Below are 20208 nucleotides of genomic sequence, written 5' to 3'. Positions count from 1 at the left end.
GATAATTACACCACTAGGCAGCCAAATACTTTATTTATTTTTCACTATCTCAGCTAATAATTGATATGAATAATGTTGTGCCTTTTCATCATAAATATAACTATTAATCATCAATTCATCAAAATGCACACGCTCTTTTAGTGCATCAATTTGTCTAGAAACAGATTCTGGACTACCAACAAACGATATTTTCGTCATATTTTCAATCACTGACCGTTCACGATTAATTAAATCATCTCGTTTAAATGCCATCGGCCCAAAATGTGGTACAACATTAACTTTTACATAGTCACGCCATACGGCATCATTATTTTCTAAAGGTGGCTGCAATCCTTTACTTTCGCCTGTAATTAATCCTAGAAAAGATTGAGTTTGTGTCGTAGCAAGACGCTCTGCCTCTTCGTCCGTATCAGCTACCACTGCATTTGCCCCCAATATAACATAAGGCTCACTTAATTTATCGGACGGCTTGAACAATTTACGATACAAAGCAACTGCTTCTTCCATCATTGCTGGTGCAAAATGAGCTGCAAATGAATATGGCAATCCTAAACGAGCCGCTAGCCTAGCACTCTCCAAACTTGATCCTAAAATATAAAATGGAATCGATAATCCAGCAGCAGGATACGCATGCACCGGATTCGTATCGTCAAAATAGCCTTGTAATTCAGCAATTTCGTCTGGAAAATTAGTATGTAAATTATTAGTACGTCGAATCGCACGTGCCGTTTCCAAGTCTGTACCTGGTGCACGTCCCAATCCCAAATCTAAACGATTCGGATACAAAGTTTCAATCGTCCCATATTGTTCTGCTACTAAATACGGACTATGATTCGGCAGCATGACACCACCTGAACCGACACGAATCGTTTGCGTATTGGCTAGCGTATGCTGAATCAACAATTGTGTCGCAGAGCTTGCCACTGTTGATGTATTATGATGTTCAGCAATCCAATAACGTTCATATCCTAATTTTTCTGCTACTTGTGCTAAACGTACTAAACTATTCATTGCATCACGAAAAGATTCTCCCTGTCTTAGTGGTGCTAAATTTAATATTGATATCTGCATTGTTAATCTCCCTTTATTAGTTAAATCATGCTACGTTATGATATTTTCAATTCACAATTTGTTATTATTGACACTATTATCACATTGATAGTCAAAAATAATCAAATTATTTGCTCATATCATAATCCACCACAACTATTTATGAGTGGATAGCAAAAAAGCCATTAAACCAATAGGTTCAATGACTTAAAAATTTGATTTAAACTTTAGTGCGTAAGGGGCTCGCTGCACACACTCACTGCCACACCAGTATTCCGGTTCGCACGAGTTGGCTTGACGTCCACTTCAGAAGTCCCTTCTGTGCGTTACTCGCACTCCAGAGACTTCTTCCAGTGATTCCAGCCAGAACAACACCCTCACTCACACGATTCTATTATTTTAATCGTTCTACTTCACGTGCGATTTCTACTTCTTCGTTTGTTGGTACATTTAAGACTACATAACGAGAACCTTCAGTAGAGATAATTGCTTCTTTACGTGTATTGTTTAATTCTGCATCAATTGTTGCACCGAAAGCAGAGATACCATTGATAACGTCTGCACGCACAATACTTGAGTTTTCACCGATACCAGCTGTAAAGACAATTGCATCAACACCGTTCATCACAGCAATGTATTGACCGATGTATTTTTGAATACGGCTAATGAAGATTTCATACGCTAGTTTAGCACGTTCATTACCAGCATCACGAGCAGCAATAATATCACGCATATCGCTTGATACACCTGAAATACCAGCTAAACCAGATTGTTTGTTTAAAATATTAATCATTTCATTCACATCTGTTAAGCCTAATTTATTCATTAAAAATGGAATTAATGATACATCAATGTCACCTGTACGTGTACCCATTGTTACCCCAGCTAATGGCGTGAATCCCATTGATGTATCCACTGATTTACCATTTTCAACTGCAGTAATTGACGCACCATTACCTAAGTGGCAAGTAATGATTTTCATTGAGTTGTAATCACGACCAAGGATTTCAGCAGCACGACGGCTTACATAGCTATGACTTGTTCCATGTGCACCATATTTACGAGCTTTGAAATCTTCATAGTACTCATACGGTAAGCTATATAAATAGTTTACTGCTGGTAATGTTGTATGGAATGATGTATCAAAAATTGCTGCCATTGTAGCTTTTGGTAAACGTTCTTTGAATGCACGCATAACAGCCGCTTCAGCTGGGTTATGTAATGGTGCGAATTCACCTAACTCATCAACTTTCGCAATTACTTCATCTGTAACTAACGCTGATTCTTTGTAAATTTCTCCACCAGCAACCACACGATGTCCCACACCTGTAATCTCATCAAAGTGCTCTACTACTTTGTATTCTTCTAAATGGTGGAATAAAATTTCGACAGCACGGTCATGTGTTGGAATATCTTCTACTAATTTCACTTCTTGGTCATTACCAAATTCTAATTGGAAAATTGAATCGTTTAAACCGATACGCTCTACCAATCCTTTAGCAATTACCGTTTCTTGTGGCATTTCAAATAATTGAAATTTAAGACTTGAACTTCCTGCATTAACAGCCATTGTGATTGACATTGTATTGTTTCCTCTTTTCTAAAAAATTCATCTATTAGCATTATAACATGTAGAAAGCGTTTTGTTCACTCTTTTTAAGTACTTTTTTTGTTTTTCTATCAATTAATTAACGAATTATTTTATCATTTCAATCAATAATCGACCGTTTACTCTTTCTCTGTTTACGAGTATAATATCAAATATATAATTATTTTATAAATGGAGCGTATCATGAAAAAGATTAACCAATATTTAAACATGGAAACACCCGCAATTATATTTTCACTCTGTCTTATTACCATTGGCTGCTTGCTTTACGCAGTAGGGGTCAATAGTTTTATTATTCCTAATCGTTTTGGAAATGGTGGGGTTGCTGGGATTGCAATTCTAATTTTCTATGTCTTTAGTATTCCGACTGGGACGACCAACTTAATTGTAAATGCTGTTTTAATGATAATCGGTTGGAAATTTATTGAAAAACGCACTTTAATCTTTACAGTTTATGCTCTTGTAATGATGAGTTGGTTTTTAAATATTATTCATCCACCAGCTTTCGTTTCCAGCAATATTTTAGTTACTGCTATTGCAGCAGGAGTTGTCATCGGAAGTTCACTCGGAATAGTCGTTCGTGGAAATGGAACGACTGCCGGAACAGATTTAATCGCAGTGATGTTAAAAAAATATTTCGGCATCAACTTCTCAATCAGTGTCTTTTTAATTAATTTGATTATTGTTTTCTCCGGTACAAGTATTATTGGACTAGAAAATGCCATTGTAACCTTAATTATGAAATTCATTTCTAGCTACATGATTGACCTATTTACCGAAGGGTTTAATCGCCGTAAATCTTTAATGATTATTTCTGAAAAACAAGAAGAAGTAGCAACTGAAATTATTAACAAATTAGGTCGTGGTTTGACGATTTTAAAAGGTTATGGCTACTACACACATCGTGAAAAAGATGTACTTTATGTCATTGTCAGTCGCCACCAAGTTGTCCAAATTCAACGGATTATCTCTGAAATTGACCCACTCGCATTCGTTACAATTTCAGATGTGCAACAAGTGATTGGACAAGGATTTACCTTCTTTAATCCAACTAATAAAAATAAAAAATTCTACAATTAAAAAAGACATAAAGTTTAGGCAATATCATTCCTAAACTTTATGTCTTTTTATTTATCTTTAACGTTTCGTCCATTTACCTAATGTGAAATCAGGAAATGGCAATACTTGTCCCCCTAAACTGATTGACTGTTCGGATAAAGTTGTAATCGCCATCCATGTTGCCGCATCATACACATCAATCGGCATCGGTTCATCATTAATCAATGCATCAGCAAATGCCTTAAATACTAAATAATCCATACCGTCATGCCCCTTACGAACCCCTTGCGTCAAATAGTTTTTCCAAATTGGGTGCTCATAACGCTCATAATATCGCTCTAAATTATTAAACTGTTCTTTCCAAGTGAAATGGTCACGTAACGTTGTATCTTCTTCGAGAAAGACTGACTGATTTTCCTCATTGATTAACCCTTTTGTTCCTTGAACATATAAACCTCTCGAATAATATCGTGGTAATGTGGTATCTAATTTTATCGTGACTAATTCGCCATTCGCACATTTCAATGTAGTTACCACGACATCTGCTTGATTAAACGATAATGAGCGTGCATCTTTAATTTTTTCGTCTGTACCATGTCTTACAATATAATCATGTAGGCCCACCGATTTTGACGCTTGAGAAGAAATGGTGACAAAACGATTGCCACGATTAATCCCTAATATTTTAGCAATTGGACCAATTTCATGCGTTGGATAATTTTCTGCATTGCGCTTTTGATACTCATCAATACGATAGTGTCGACGATGATAACCTTCTGAAATTTCATCACGCAAATCATGTAAATAACCACCACTTAAATGCACCAATTCACCAAGCACACCTTGCTCCACCATATTTAAAGCAAGTAATTCCAAACGACCATAACAACAATTTTCCATAAACATAAATGGTGTCTGCGTTTCTTGTTGAACTTCCACTAATTTCCACAGTTCATGAATGTCATAAGCTCCCCCTACCTCCATTGCAACTGGAATATGACGTTTTAAGGCTTCTATCGATAGTTCGATATGAGTTAACCATGGAGTAGCGATGAAGACACAATCTATAATTTCTGGGTGCATCAAATCATACGGATTCGAAAAGCCTGTTGGAAAATGTCCTTTTTCATTACATAATTGTTGTGCAGCTTCAATTCTATCTTCATAATCATCACATACGGCTACTATTTCATATTCAGCCATATCCAATAATTCATATTTTAGCAAACTAAAACCACGCTGACCTAAGCCCACCACACCTAATTTTAATCGACGCATTTCAACCACTCCTATTCTGGTTCGCTTGGGTTGACTTGACATCCACTTCACAAAGTGCTTGGAATGCTGACGCTCTCCAGCACTTTTTGCTCCAGTGATTCAAGTCAATACTCCCATGCTCTTACTTTGTTGTAAAATAATTATATACTAATTTTCAGAAAAAAGTAAGTGCTATCAAATTAGATTGCACACAAAAGTTATTCGTGGTAGAGCCGCCATATAAGAAAATCGCTGTACTTTAACTTAATAAAGCACAGCGTATTTCTATTTTTATGTAGATAAAATACCCCTTTTACTCTTCATCCATTTGTAAAATTGCCATAAAGGCTTCTTGTGGTACTTCAACAGACCCAACTTGTTTCATCCGTTTTTTCCCTTCTTTTTGCTTCTCTAATAATTTCTTACGACGAGAAACGTCCCCACCATATAATTTCGCTGTAACATCTTTACGCAACGCTTTAATATTAGTACGAGCTAAAATCTTCTGTCCGACTGCTGCTTGAATCGGAACCTCAAATAATTGGCGTGGAATAATACCACGTAGTTTTTCAACCAACTCACGTCCACGATTATACGCAAAATCCTTATGGACAATCATACTAAAGGCATCAATCAAGTCACCATTTAATAAAATATCGAGTTTTACTAAGTTAGACGCTTTATATCCGATAATCTCATAATCTAATGAAGCGTATCCTTTTGTATTCGATTTTAACTTATCAAAGAAATCATAGATAATTTCTGCCATTGGCAATTCATAGACGACATTAACACGATAGTCATCTAAATAATCCATAGTGATAAAATTACCACGTTTGCGTTGTCCGATATCCATTACAGCCCCAACATATTCATTCGGTACCATAATGCTCGCCTTAACATATGGCTCTAAAATCTGGTCCACTTCCGTTGCTAGTGGCATGGCAGACGGATTGTCCACAATTACTTCTTCCCCATTCGTCTTAATTACACGATAAATTACCGACGGAGCCGTTGTAATCAAATCAATATCAAACTCACGCTCTAAACGCTCTTGAATCACGTCCATATGGAGCAAGCCTAAAAATCCTGTACGGAAACCAAAACCTAAGGCTTGTGATGTTTCAGCTTCAAATTGTAAGGCAGCATCATTTAGTTGTAATTTTTCTAAGGCATCACGTAAATCATTGTATTCATTTGACTCTACTGGATATAGACCAGCGTATACCATTGGATTCATTTTACGATAACCGTCTAAAGGTTCACTAGCTGGATTATTCGCAGACGTTATCGTATCCCCAACACGTGTATCTTGAATCGTCTTAATACTTGCTGTAATATAACCAACGTCACCTACCATTAAATAATCACGTTTAATTGGTTTAGGAGAAAAGACACCGACTTCTACGACTTCAAAGTCTTTACCATTACTCATCAAACGAATTTTATCACCTGGTTTAACTGTTCCGTTCACAATACGGATATTTAATACAACACCACGATAACTATCGTAAGCAGAGTCAAAGATTAATGCTTGAAGTGGGGCTTCTAAATCCCCTGTTGGTGCTGGTACTTTTTCAACAATCTGCTCTAAAATTTCAGCAATTCCGATACCTGATTTAGCTGACGCAAAAACTGCTTCACTAGCATCAATTCCAATCACATCTTCAATCTCACCTTGAACACGCTCTGGGTCTGCTGCCGGTAAATCAATTTTATTGATGACCGGTAAAATTTCTAAATCATTATCAAGTGCTAAGTACACATTTGCTAAAGTTTGTGCCTCAATCCCTTGTGCTGCATCGACGACAAGTAATGCTCCCTCACAAGCAGCTAATGAACGTGACACTTCATATGTAAAATCGACGTGCCCCGGTGTATCAATTAAATGGAAGATATATTCTTCACCGTCATTGGCTTTATAAGCTAATTCAACTGCATTTAATTTAATGGTGATACCACGTTCACGTTCCAAGTCCATGGAATCCAATAATTGGTCTTGCATCTCACGTTCTGATACCGTTTCTGTTTGTTGTAAAATACGGTCTGCTAAAGTAGACTTACCGTGATCAATATGTGCAATAATCGAAAAATTACGTATTTTTTGTTGTCGTTGTTTCATTTCATCTAATGTAGACATGCGTTATTCACTTCCTTCTTGCTAGTGCTCGTTTATATTATTTAGGATAATATCCTTGTGTAGACTAGCTTTTTACATACAGATTTATATTAACAAATTTTTGTGATAATAGATAGTCATTTATGTTGTTTTACGCATGGGTTTCACAATTTTTTCATGGTGCATAAGCATAAATATTATGACTCAAACCATTAGAAAAAGCATTAGAGGGCAACCGGTTGTCCAGCAACTTAAATTATACAGACTAGCACACCAAAATAGAAAAAAGCTATGTAGTTCCTATCACTACATAGCTACGAGATTTTATCTATGTCTAGTATAAATTTTGATAAAAAATGTTTATATTCTCTCAAATGTCGATGGTGGTAAAGTTCCATCTGAATTATCTGTTTGACGTATTTTTGAACCGACTACCATGGATAATAATATTAATATAAAAAATATCTTTTTCTTCATTATTTTCACCCTTTTCTATATTCTAACTTGTTTCAAGTCATAAAACAATATATATTCATATTATAATTTAATAGTTTTAAAAAATTTTTTATTAATATACAAATATTTTGCATTAGGAAATTTTTTAGCTACAATATGAGTAGGAAACTAAAATTAGGAAGTGAATTCCCATGATAACATACAATAAAAAAATCAAAGATTTACGACTTCAACTTAATATGACACAAAACGACTTAGCTAAGGGTATAACAAGCCAGAGTGTTATTTCAAAAATCGAAAAAGGATTAATCAGCCCGGATATTGATTTATTACAACAAATATGTGAACGATTGAATACTTCATTGGCAACTTTACTAGATGAAGATTACAAAACTATAACACTTAATACGGATTATATTGATTCTTTATTAGAGAAAAGAGATTACGTTCATTTAGAAAAATATCTCTCCACTTTAGATATATCATCTCTTTCATCTAATCAAGCTCATTTCATTGAATGGATTAAATTAGTTATTCAAACGGCTTGTTATGGAGAAACTGACTCTGTAATCGAAAAAGCCAATCATTTAATTACTTTAATTAGTACAAACAATAACAAATTTAATATTGAATTAAAAATAAATCTTTACTTATTAATTGCAAATATTTATGAAGAACTGAAAGATATTAATCAAACCAAAGAATTTCTTTTAAAAGCATATTCATTTTCAAGACTACCTATTGTCGCCTGGAACATACAACACAAAATATTATATGGATTATCTCGGATCTACTATCAACTCAATTGTTACGAAGAATCTTATCAATTTGGACTTGAGACACTTGAAATAACCATATCAAACCATACATTGATGTACTTAGAAGATATTCTGTTAGTACTTGCGAACGCTTCTATTAAATTAGGGAGTGTAGAAGAGTCCAAAGAATATATCAATCAAGCTGAAGTAATTGCCAAATTAAAACTAAACAATCGCAATCTAAAGCAACTAAACATCTTTAAAAATCTACATTTCCAACAGTAATTCAAGGAAGCTGCTCCCTCCGGTCAATTAAATCACCGGAGAGAGCAGCTAAATCTTCTACTTGATGCACTCTTTGACACTTATTATAATCGAATCACTTTATCTAAATTTTCTTTAGTTGAATCAGATAAATGATGAGTAACCATAATAATTGTATGTTCTTTTAAAGATAAAATATAGTTTTCAATTTTCTCCCTAGTTGTAGCATCTAACGCTGAAGTAACTTCGTCTAATAGTATAATAGATTTAGGATCTATCAATTGTCGAGCTAAATTCAAACGTTGCTTTTCACCACCTGAAAAATTTTTACCATTTTCTTCTATTAGAAAATCTAAATTATAATCTATTTTCTCTAATACATGATTCAGTTGTAGCTGTTTCATCATTTCAATAATCTTATCATCTGAGTAATCTCGCCCCATTGTGATATTATCCCTAACACTCATATTGAATAGATAAGCGTTTTGGTCAATGTACGTAATATTATTTTTTAATTCATATTGATCGAGATAACTATATTCCATTTGGTCAATGCTTATTTTTCCAGCAGAACATGCATTCCTTGCACTTATCAAATTCAACAATGTGGATTTACCTCGCCCACTATCTCCAATAATCGCAACTTTTTCATTTTTATTAATTACGATTGAAAAATCTTCAATGATTAATTTATCATTCAATGCATAACTCACATTTTCAAGTTTAATTCTATTATTAAAAACAAAACTATTTGTATTAGGACGCTTCACTTTTATCGATACATCAAATTTTCCAACAATTTCTTGAGTAGAATAAATCTTCAAAATAGAATCATTGATTTGTGAAATACAAGTGAAAAATATCCCTGCTATATTTCCTACTGCCAAAAACGCTCCAACTTCAACTTGTCCCTGAAAGATTAAATATCCCGTTAGAAGCAAAATCATATTTTGACTGAAAGAACTAATAGCGCTATTCACTCTTTGTATCGCAACACTTGAAGTTCTATAATAAATTTTACTCTTTTTCAATGAATCAGATGCTTTCCAAATATCCCCCTTAAATTGACTCATCAAATTCATATTAAAATAAATATTCAAACCTGCTAATTTATCGAGAACTTGATTCGTAAATAATGCATTGGCATCCGAAAATTTTTTACCAATTTCAACACTTTTCTTTTTAAATACTTTTGCATATAAATTCATCAATATCCATAGAATAAATGCTACTACCAAAATAATATAGTGAAACTTAATTAATGATAAAACCGTGAAAAATAGAGCACTTGAAAAAGTAACAAAATCAAATACTATTTCTATCCCCTTTGTATTAACTAACTCTATATCTTGTGTCATCCAAGCAAAATATGTTTTTTGATTTTCTTCTTGCTGTTGATAGGCTTTCTCACTAATAATATCTGACACAATCATTCTCAAATCATTATTAATATCTCCTATATATTTTTCTTCACAAACAGCTGAAATCAAATAAAATACATGCAATAATAACCAAGCACATAAATTCCATGCTACAGCACTGAAAAATGGAATGAATTGTCTATCGACTAAATGATTCAAGACTTTAGCAAGTAGTAGTGATGCATAGACCTGTAACCCCGCACAACAAATTCTTAATGAAATAATCCCTACCAACTGAATCGGATACTTCCTTAATAGTTTAAATAAAACATTATTCTTCATTTTTATTCCCCTCTAGTACTAATAAAAGTATCGACACGAAAACTGAATCTTTTTTTCTATCGCTTCGCCCCAATCAATGTAAATGGTTCAATCAAAACATTGATATATTCCACAATATTACTATATCATACAAACTTTTTATGTTAAATAAGAATGTTGAAGAATAAGTAAATTCCTAAAGTAAGTTCCAAAGTGGATAGACAATATGGAACTTACTTTGGGAAGTGTTTTTTAATAGAATTTAACTTGGTAATAAAATGAATATTAGCCTAGAAAAAATTGTGAAAAACAAAGAATCTAATCATAAATCAAAAAAATATAAACATCTTACTCAAGTTCAACATCTCTTCGGCAGTTTTTTCGTCATCAAATTCTTTTCCAGTTCAATCACACTCTGTTTTTGCATAAATTAAGCCCGTTCTTTTTCAAACTGCGTACGCTGATCTTCAAATTGACTTTTTCATAGTCTTCTTCGCTTAACTTTGCGTCATCTTTTTCTTTAGCTAATGCTTCTTGAATTGCTTTTCTTTTTCGACTTCAAACAATCTTTCCACACGTCAAATAAGCCCAAGGAAACGAACATCTGCGTCTTCGTGAGCTTAAGTAAGTGGGGCATTTATTCCATTTTCAGTTTAAAGCCACGCTAGTGCGTTATATTTTAACCCAGTTTAACGTCATGTGGCAGGACAAACTAAGTAGCCCATTAACGCATGGGCTAAGCGAGATACAGGGAACCTCCTAATTTTGCGTACACAAAAAGCACCTTCCACTTTGGAGTAAACTTAGGTAATTTTCATAAATTTAATTTCTTGACCTACTTCAAGTTTGTCTGTCTTCTCAATAAGAAACTCTGTCCAAAATTCAGTTGAAGTACCTTTAATTTGATGTAATGTGACACCATCTACAGTAAAAAAATTCCCAATCGAATCTCGTACCCCTTCCTTTTTGTCTAAACTAATGATAGTTTCAAATGGAGCTTGAGTTATTCTTTCAATTTTCACACTTCTTCAACTCCTTTTTCAGTACTTCAAATTAACTGTAGTTTCCTCTATTTCTTCCTAATGATTTAATATATAACATCAACTTCAGGTTTTGTATTATCAAACGGAACTCCTTTTGAAATAGCTTCTTCCAATTTATCAGTTGCTCTTAACACTTCTTCGGGATAATTATGAATATTCACCGGGTCAAACAAATGGACATAGTCAAGTGAATGCTCTCCAAATTTTTTTAGATATATCTTTTCTACTTCGTGATATTCGGTAATTGCTTTCATAAACTTTAAATCCATATCTTTTATTTCTCACCCTTTAAAATCAATCCTATAACAAAATGTAAAAATTCTTTATCATCTAAAATCGTAGCATATACCATTTTCAGTTTAAAGCCATGCTAATGCGTTATAATTACCCAGTTGAACGTCCAAAAGCACCTAACTCTTAAAGTTACATACTTAAACTTGTGTGAAATTCTCCGTTTGTTCATTCACTTCTGTTCCAAAATAATAATCAATCTCGGATTGTGTAAAACCCCAATCTTGCATCATTTTTACTGTATAAATACCTTTACGGCAAAGTTTTGCGAGATCCATATTATCAGTGTCATCTTGAACTAAATACATTTGCTTATTTTCACTCGATTTCTTCATAAACAAATACCCCCAAATCATAGATATCAGTCAAAACTTTATTTTTAGCTACAATCTTTGGATAACCTAAATTCTTATATTAATGGTAACATTTATTGTATTTTCTTTCAATTTCAGCATCGTGTATTATTTTGTTTTCAGCTGCTAGTTTCACAATTTTTTCATATTATATAAGCATGAGTACTTTGACTTCCCCCACCAAAAAAGTCCTTACAGTGCCGTGCACCATAAAGACTTCTTTTCTCACTCATCATTAAAATCCAATAATTGTGCGTGCTAGCATAAAATAAACAACTAAACTAATCGCATCAGCAATCGTCGTGATTAAGGGTGACGCCATAATCGCAGGGTCTAGTTTTAATTTATGTGCTAACAGTGGTAACGCTCCACCTGCTATTTTCGCACTCATAACAGAAAATATTAATGTAATACTAACCGTTAACGCAATATTAGCAGGAATTCGGTCAATGTAAATAATTTTAAAATAATTGACGAATGCTAAGACCACACCACATAACAAAGCAACACGAAACTCTTTCCACAACACGCTCAACCAATCACCTGTCGTAACATCATTAATCGCTAAACTTCGAATGATTAAAGTAGAACTTTGCGAACCTGAGTTCCCACCAGTATCCATTAACATTGGGATAAAACCAGATAAAAAGGCAGTACTACTTAATATTGATTCATAATTATTAATAATTTTTTGCGTAACTGTCGCTGAAATCATCAAAATTAATAACCAAAAAATCCGGTCTTTTGCCAGTTCAAGCACACTTGTACTCATGTATGGTTTCTCATTCGGGGTAGTAGCAGCCATAATTTGAAAATCTTCCGTTGTTTCTTCTTCTAAAACATCGAGTACGTCATCGACCGTAATAATCCCAACAATCCGTTTTTCATTGTCGACAATCGGTAATGCCGTTAAATCATATTTAGAAAATTGTTTCGCAACATCTTCTCGGTCATCTAATGTATGGGCATAAATTACATCTTCACTCATTAACGATTTGATTTTCGTGTCTAAATCTGCAACAATTAATTCTCTCAAACTCAAGATACCCTCTAGCACACGCTTTTCATCGGTAACATAAAGTGTATAAATCGTTTCTTTATCAATACCTTCTCGCTTAATTTTATCAAGTGCTTCTCTGACCGTAAATTCTTTTTTCAATGAAACATATTCAATCGTCATCATAGAGCCAGCCGAAGAATCTGGATACATTAAAAACTGATTGATTAATTGGCGTTCAGCTGCAGAAGTATGTTTCAAAATATCATTAACAACATTTGACGGCATCTCTTCAATTAAATCAACCATATCATCAAAGTATAGTTCATTTAAAATATGTTCAATTTCTTGATCTGTTGAGGCATTAATAATCGCTGTTTGTTGTTCCGTATCAAAATTTGCAAATACCAGCGTTGCAATCGCTTTTGGTAATAACCGATATAAAATTACACCTATTGTCGGATCTAATTCATCGATTAAATGGGCAATATCCACTTCATTCAGATTCTTTATCAACTCATACGCTGCTTTCGTTCGTTTTTGATTAATCAGTTCTGTGAATTGGTCACGAATCTCATTAAGTTGGTTAATTGTTTCCATATTTATTACCTCCTATCCTTTTTATACATGTTTGAATTAAATATCATGAAGATAAATTTATCCTTTTACCATGTATAAAAAATGCACACACATTATTATAACAGTTATAAATAGAAAGCGCAAATATTTTATAACAATCAATTAATAATATCAGCGTTCAATTCAACGATAAATTCTATCTGCTACACAAATCATCATATCATCCCTACTTCTACAACAATTCTAAAACAAAAAACAGAAATAATTGAACTTAATCAACTATTTCTGTTATTTAAATTAATGTAAATTCTTACAAATTAAATGCTAATTGTTGCACCACGGTATACTAAACCACGACGAGCATCAACAGTAATTAATTCACCATTTTCAATTGCTGATAATGCACCTTTTGCTGAAACGATTACTGGAATACCACGCTCTAAGCCGATAACTGCTGCGTGAGATGTAATGCCACCCTCTTCAGTTACGATTGCGCCTACTTTTTCTAATGCTGGAGCAAAATCTTTATCTGTTAAGCGAGTAACTAATACAGAACCGATAGTAGCTGCCTCATTCGCAGTTGCAGCATCTTCAGCGATGATTGCTTTACCGATAAAGTGATCTTGTCCGACACCTTCACCTTTAGCTAATTGTGTACCAATCACTTGAATTTTCATTAAGTTAGTTGTTCCAGCTTCACCAACAGGTACACCTGCAGTGATGATAATTAAATCACCTTCTGTAACATAACCTTTTTCTTGAACTAAATCAGTTGCTAAATCAATCATGTGGTCAGTTGAACCAGGACGATTGATAACAAATGCTTCAACACCCCAAGATACAGATAAACGACGTGCTGTTGCAGCATCAAATGTTGCAGCCACGATTGATGCGTTTGGACGGTACTTAGAAATCATTAAAGCAGTATGACCTGATGAAGTCGCTGCAACGATTGTTTCAATACCTAAGTTACGAGCTGTATGACCAACTGCTTGACCAATTGCTTCTGTCATATCACCTTGGTCATAACGTTTTAAAGCAAATGCGTCTTGACCTACTAAAGCTGCTTCTGTACGAACACAGATAGCTGCCATTGTTTTAACAGCTTCAATTGGGAAATCTCCGGCTGCTGTTTCACCTGATAACATTACAGCATCTGTACCGTCGAAGATAGCGTTAGCAACGTCCCCTGCTTCTGCACGAGTTGGACGTGGGTTGCGTTGCATAGAGTCTAACATTTGAGTTGCTGTTACAACTGGTTTACCTGCTTCGTTACATTTTTTAATAATATATTTTTGTACGATTGGCACTTCATGAGTTGGAATTTCAACCCCTAAGTCACCACGAGCAACCATGATACCGTCAGATACTGCTAAAATTTCGTCGATATTATCGACACCTTCTTGGTTTTCGATTTTAGAGATGATTTTAACTTTTGGATCGCCTTCTTGTTCTAAAATCGCACGGATTTCCATAACGTCACTTGCACGACGAACAAATGATGCTGCGATGAAATCGATTCCTTCTTGTACACCAAAACGAATATCTGCTTCATCTTTTGCAGTGATACCTGGTAAGTTTACTGATACATTTGGTACGTTAACACCTTTTTTAGATTTTAATACACCAGTATTTTGAATTTCTGTTACGATTTCACCATTTGCTTTATCAATTTCAGTTACTAATAAATCAACTAAACCGTCATCTAATAAAATGTGATTTCCAGGCACAACATCGTTAATTAATTCAGAGTATGTAACAGAGAATTTGTCTGCATTACCTAATACTTCTGTCATTGAGATACGAACAGTATTACCACGTACTAATTCAACATAGTTATTTTCCATGTCATTTGTACGAATTTCAGGTCCTTTTGTATCTAATAAAATCGCTGTATTTAAACGACCTGTTTCTTCACGAGCAGCTTTTAAGTTATTAAAACGTTCACGGTGTTCTTCGTGGCTACCATGTGAGAAGTTGAAACGTGCTACGTTCATTCCCGCATTGATTAACTCCACCATTTTCTCTTTTGTATTTGTTGCTGGTCCTAATGTACAAATAATTTTTGTTTTTTTCATTAACGCATTTTCCTTTCTTTTTTAACGTAAATTATAATCAGTGACTACATTGGTTTGTCTGTAATATCTTGATTTAATTCATATAAATCTTGACGTACAGCATGAGATTTTTGTTCTAATGTTTCGATAATGTCAAATGTTGCTAATTGCTCACCACGAACACCCATAAAGATTCCAACTTCATTATTCAATAAGCAATCGACTGCACGTGCACCCATTAAGGTTGCGAACACACGGTCACGAGCGGTTGGATTACCACCACGTTGAACATGGGCAAGTGCTACACCACGAATATCCATTTCCGGCTCTGTTTCACGGAATTGTTTGACAAATGTTTCAACATCCATTACACCCTCAGCTAAGATAATCATTGAATGATCTTTTCCATGTGCACGTCCTGCATGAACACGACGTACCACGTCTTTCATATCAAAGCCTGACTCAGGAATCACAATCGCATCAGCACCAGCTGCTACTCCTGCCCATACTGCGATATCCCCAGCGTGACGTCCCATTACTTCGACAACGAATGTACGATTATGTGAAGACGCTGTATCTGAAATTTTATCAATTTCTTCTAAGGCAACATTCACTGCTGTATCAAATCCAATAGTATACTCTGTTCCTGGAATATCATTATCAATCGTTCCAGGAATTCCTACAACTGGATACCCATGTTTTTGCAATTGTAGTGCTCCAGTAAATGTACCGTCACCACCGATAGCAACTAATGCTTCAATGCCATGCTGCTTCATTTGTTCAATGGCTTTAAGTTGCACTTCTTTTTCTTTGAATTCAGGGAAACGTGCAGAATATAAGAAAGTTCCACCACGACGAATCTTATCTTGGCAATCTGCTACTGATAAAACACGAAAATCACCTTCTACTAATCCTTTGAATCCGTAATTTACACCTACGACTTCTATACCATGGTGTGCACCTTGCTCCACTACGGCACGAATCGCTGCGTTCATTCCAGGTGCATCTCCACCACTGGTTAATACCGCAATACGCTTCATGTCTTTATTCACCTCAAATTTTAGTTGTCTCGAATCACACATCGACTCTTCATGGGTATTGTAACATTTTTTAATTTATAAGTCATGCTTTTGTCTTAAAATAGCCCCTTTTTTTTGAAAAAAATGTAAGTAAATGCTTTCTTTTTATCTCAACGATAGACAACATTTTTTTCACCGAAATAATCTTTTAACGCATGCTGGGTTTGATACCCATAACCCAACTGATATTGATTACTCAATTGCCACGTTTCTTTTTGGTCATTGACTAAAATTACATGACAAGGGCCTGGTGATTGGCTCGCTAATTCTTCAATAAATTGCAAAGCAAGTTTTGGATTAACTTGTGCCGTCAACTTAATAAAACATTTTGTAAAGTTCGCCTTTGCTGCTGAATTTGAACTTTGCTGATTCACATCTGAAAAATGATTGACAATGACTTGTAACTCTCCCCGCTGATTACGGTCGATTACCCCGTCAATTTGAACGATTTGATGTGGTTGTAACCAACGTTGGCTTTTAATTAACACATTTGGAAACACGACTAATGTTACTTTCGATTGACTTGTATCAGCTGTCACAAATGCCATTGTTTCATCTTTTTTCGTTTGTACAAAGCGAATAGAATCAATGTAAATAATCGTTTTTATCCGTTGTTTCACTCGCATCATCGCAATGTCAGCTAATGAATCCATTTGTTTTAGTTGTTCTCCGTACTGCTCAAGTGGGTGTGGTAATAAAGAAAATCCCAGTACTTCTTGCTCATGAATCGCCATTTGATGTACATTCCATTCTTTTTGCCATTCCACCTTTGGCTCTACTTCTTCAAATAAATTAACATTCAACCCACTAAATTCAATGCTCTTGATAAATTTCGGTAAATTATAACTCAAAGTCGCACGATTATACCCCATATCATCAAAAGCTCCTACTTTGATTAAAGATTCGATAAGGTCTTGCTTGAGAAATTTTTTCGGTAAGCGTCCGAGAAAATTAATAAAAGTTTGATACTCTCCTAATAATTGCCTGTCATTTAATACGTGTGCGATAAACTCTTTCCGTATCCCTTTCACACTATCCAATCCAAGCCGCAAAAATGCATCATCAACCGATAAGGTAGCTTGACTACGATTAATATTGACGCCAACTACTTTACCTAGCCGTCGACGTGCCTCTTCGACATAGCTCGCATGCGATGTCGTGTTTGACTGTCCTTGATTTAAAATAGCTTGATAAAAAGCGAGTGGATAATGAACTTTTAAGTAGGCTAATTGATACGCCAATGTTGAATAAACAACTGCATGAGAACGATTAAATCCATAACTCGCAAAGGCATCAATGTAATCATATACCTTACTCGCAATCTCTACTTCGATACCATTTACAAATGCCCCCTGAATAAAATGGTCACGCTCCTGTTTCATCACATCAGCTTGCTTTTTCGCCATAGCACGACGCAATAAATCTGCCTGTCCCAAAGTGTAACCAGCTAATTGCTGACAAATTTGCATAACCTGTTCTTGATAGACAATAATACCATAGGTATGTTTTAAAATCGGTTCTAATAAGGGGTGCAAATAAGCAACGGTCACCTGTTTATTTTTACGCTTAATAAATTCATCAATCTGTTTCATTGGACCTGGTCGATACAAAGCATTGACTGCAACAATTTCTTCGAAGTTCGACGGCTGTAATTTCCTTAATACATTGCGGATCCCTTCTGACTCAAATTGAAACACACCTGATGTATCTCCAGAACGAAATAGTCCAAGCGTTTCTTGGTCATTCATCGGTATTTGATAAATATCTAGTGTTTCGCCTGTTAATTTCTTAATATTATTCAAAATGTCATCTAAAATAGATAAATTGCGTAAACCTAAAATATCTAGTTTTAATAAGCCGACTTTTTCAACATCGTACATAGTATATTGCGTTAACAATAATTGATTCTCTCGTTCGATGACTGGGATAACTGATGTCAAAGGCTTATCATGAATCACAATACCAGCAGCATGTGTCGACATATGTCTTGGTAAACCCTCAATCGTTTGTGCAATTTGAAATACATGACTATTACGTTCATTACGATTCACAATCGTACGTAAAGTCTGTGACATTTCATAAGCACGTTTTAAATTAATGTTCAACTCACGTGGCACTGCCTTAGACCATTGGCTCATTTCATCAGTCGAATAATTCAACACACGTAAAGTATCTCGCAATGCTTGCTTAGCACCAAATGTTCCAAAAGTACCAATTTGTGCCACTTGTTCATGCGAATAATATTGCTCCATATGTTTTAAGACTAACTCACGCTTATTATCGGGTATATCCACATCAATATCGGGCATTGAATAGCGTTCCGGATTTAAAAAACGTTCAAATAATAGCTGATACTGTATCGGGTCTACTAAAGTAATATCTAGTAAATAACTCACCAAAGAGCCGGCTGCCGACCCTCGCCCTGGGCCAGTACGAATACCTGTTTCGTGACAAAAACGCATCATTTCCCAGACAATTAAAAAGTAATCATTGAATCCCATTTGATTAATAATATCTAACTCGTATTTCAATCGTTGCTGATACTCGTCTTTATCTACCAGACCTTTTTCAACCATCGATTGATTGACCAACTGGAATAGATATTCTACTGAACTCAAACCATTTGGTACATGAAATTTAGGTAAAAATGCCTGAGAAAGTGGCAATTCAAATTGCAAGGATTGAATTAAATTATCTGTATTCGCAATCAAATTTGGAATATTAGTTAATTCATACATCGACACGAGTTCTTGATAAGGATAGAGATAAGTTGTCCCCTCCATTTGTCTAAGCGATAATTCTAATGTATCATTTCGTTCAATCGCACCCAATACTTTCAACGTAAACGCATCATGACGTTCCAGTGTATTCACAAGTTGATTCATAACCAATGGCACTTGGTGCTTTAAGGCAAATTGTTGGATAAGTTCAATTTCTTTTGGCTGATATGGAAATGCTTGGACACCTAAATAAACATTCTCTGTTCCAAAATATTGCTGCCAGCGTTTAAGAATTTGCTCGGCAATATCATACTGGGAATGAAAGAGAGCCTGTTCCAATTCCGATTCTTTGCCAGCAGAAATCACCACTAAATCATTTGGTTCCTGCTCGATATAATCCCACAAGGTTGCATCACTACGCTGTTCCTTTGTTAGTTCGCTCGACAAATACATTAGTTGCTGGAAACCTGAATAATTTTTGGCAAACAATAAGAGTGAATACTGTTTATCTTGTCGGATAAAGCCGTTGACTTGTAATGTCATTCCTAAGAGTGGTTGTACATTCTGTTGTTGGCATTTTTGATAAAATTCCACAGCACCATGCAGCACATTAATATCAGCAATCCCAATAGCTCGATATCCATATTCTTTTGCACGTTGAACATAAGCATCAATAGTTAACGTACTTTTTAATAACGAATAAGCCGTATGAACATTCAATAACAACGTCATCACCCTTTCTCTTTTTTTATATTATACACTACAGCCTTAATAAATACCTATCTTTTTTGTTAGCCCTGCTATCTCTTCTTTTTAAATTATGGTACAATATTCT

The 20208-nt window shown here is 34.8% G+C and carries 14 protein-coding genes; 2 read left to right on the top strand and 12 right to left on the bottom strand.

Going from position 1 to position 20208, the window contains the following annotated elements:
• Positions 1 to 30 precede the first annotated feature (30 nt).
• The gene (locus tag JDW14_04045) at positions 31 to 1071 is read right to left on the bottom strand and encodes an LLM class flavin-dependent oxidoreductase (protein ID QQD66278.1); all 1041 of its coding nucleotides are present in this window, start codon (positions 1069 to 1071) and stop codon (positions 31 to 33) included.
• Positions 1072 to 1444: 373 nt separating this feature from the next.
• Positions 1445 to 2632: an acetate kinase gene (locus JDW14_04040; protein QQD66277.1), complete on the bottom strand. Its 1188-nt coding sequence runs from the start codon at positions 2630 to 2632 to the stop codon at positions 1445 to 1447.
• Between the two features lie 210 nt (positions 2633 to 2842).
• On the opposite strand from JDW14_04040, the gene JDW14_04035 reads away from it, so the two are divergent.
• Positions 2843 to 3739 carry a YitT family protein gene (locus JDW14_04035; protein ID QQD66276.1) on the top strand — a complete coding sequence of 299 codons (897 nt, stop codon included), beginning with the start codon at positions 2843 to 2845 and terminating at the stop codon, positions 3737 to 3739.
• A gap of 57 nt (positions 3740 to 3796) precedes the next feature.
• Here JDW14_04035 and JDW14_04030 read toward each other — a convergent pair whose 3' ends face one another.
• Entirely contained in the window at positions 3797 to 4996 is a 1200-nt protein-coding gene (locus JDW14_04030; GenBank protein QQD66275.1) for a Gfo/Idh/MocA family oxidoreductase, read from the bottom strand.
• 292 nt (positions 4997 to 5288) lie between these two features.
• Complete coding sequence (gene lepA / locus JDW14_04025; GenBank protein ID QQD66274.1) at positions 5289 to 7115, bottom strand: elongation factor 4; 1827 nt, start codon at positions 7113 to 7115, stop codon at positions 5289 to 5291.
• 626 nt (positions 7116 to 7741) lie between these two features.
• Here lepA and JDW14_04020 point away from each other — a divergent pair.
• Positions 7742 to 8593, top strand: a complete 852-nt coding sequence (locus tag JDW14_04020) for a helix-turn-helix transcriptional regulator (protein QQD66273.1) — start codon at positions 7742 to 7744, stop codon at positions 8591 to 8593.
• Positions 8594 to 8676: 83 nt separating this feature from the next.
• Here JDW14_04020 and JDW14_04015 read toward each other — a convergent pair whose 3' ends face one another.
• The 8 genes from JDW14_04015 to JDW14_03980 form a co-directional block, all read right to left on the bottom strand.
• A complete protein-coding gene (locus JDW14_04015) occupies positions 8677 to 10275 on the bottom strand; it encodes an ABC transporter ATP-binding protein (protein QQD66272.1) in 1599 nt (532 codons plus the stop codon).
• Between the two features lie 782 nt (positions 10276 to 11057).
• Positions 11058 to 11276 (bottom strand): hypothetical protein, encoded by a 219-nt coding sequence (locus JDW14_04010; protein ID QQD66271.1) that lies wholly within the window; start codon positions 11274 to 11276, stop codon positions 11058 to 11060.
• A gap of 65 nt (positions 11277 to 11341) precedes the next feature.
• Entirely contained in the window at positions 11342 to 11551 is a 210-nt protein-coding gene (locus tag JDW14_04005; protein ID QQD66270.1) for a hypothetical protein, read from the bottom strand.
• Between the two features lie 177 nt (positions 11552 to 11728).
• Positions 11729 to 11923: a hypothetical protein gene (locus JDW14_04000; protein QQD66269.1), complete on the bottom strand. Its 195-nt coding sequence runs from the start codon at positions 11921 to 11923 to the stop codon at positions 11729 to 11731.
• 253 nt (positions 11924 to 12176) lie between these two features.
• The gene (gene mgtE, locus JDW14_03995; protein QQD66268.1) at positions 12177 to 13538 is read right to left on the bottom strand and encodes a magnesium transporter; all 1362 of its coding nucleotides are present in this window, start codon (positions 13536 to 13538) and stop codon (positions 12177 to 12179) included.
• 296 nt (positions 13539 to 13834) lie between these two features.
• A complete protein-coding gene (gene pyk / locus JDW14_03990) occupies positions 13835 to 15595 on the bottom strand; it encodes a pyruvate kinase (GenBank protein ID QQD66267.1) in 1761 nt (586 codons plus the stop codon).
• Positions 15596 to 15639: 44 nt separating this feature from the next.
• The gene (gene pfkA, locus JDW14_03985; protein ID QQD66266.1) at positions 15640 to 16614 is read right to left on the bottom strand and encodes a 6-phosphofructokinase; all 975 of its coding nucleotides are present in this window, start codon (positions 16612 to 16614) and stop codon (positions 15640 to 15642) included.
• Between the two features lie 149 nt (positions 16615 to 16763).
• Positions 16764 to 20105, bottom strand: a complete 3342-nt coding sequence (locus JDW14_03980) for a DNA polymerase III subunit alpha (GenBank protein QQD66265.1) — start codon at positions 20103 to 20105, stop codon at positions 16764 to 16766.
• Positions 20106 to 20208: the final 103 nt, after the last annotated feature.

This window comes from Aerococcaceae bacterium zg-252 (assembly GCA_016237705.1).
GTDB classification, from domain to species: domain Bacteria; phylum Bacillota; class Bacilli; order Lactobacillales; family Aerococcaceae; genus Globicatella; species Globicatella yangjingiae.
Note: the sequence above shows the minus strand (reverse complement) of the source record. Positions and strands in the feature narration are given on the sequence as shown.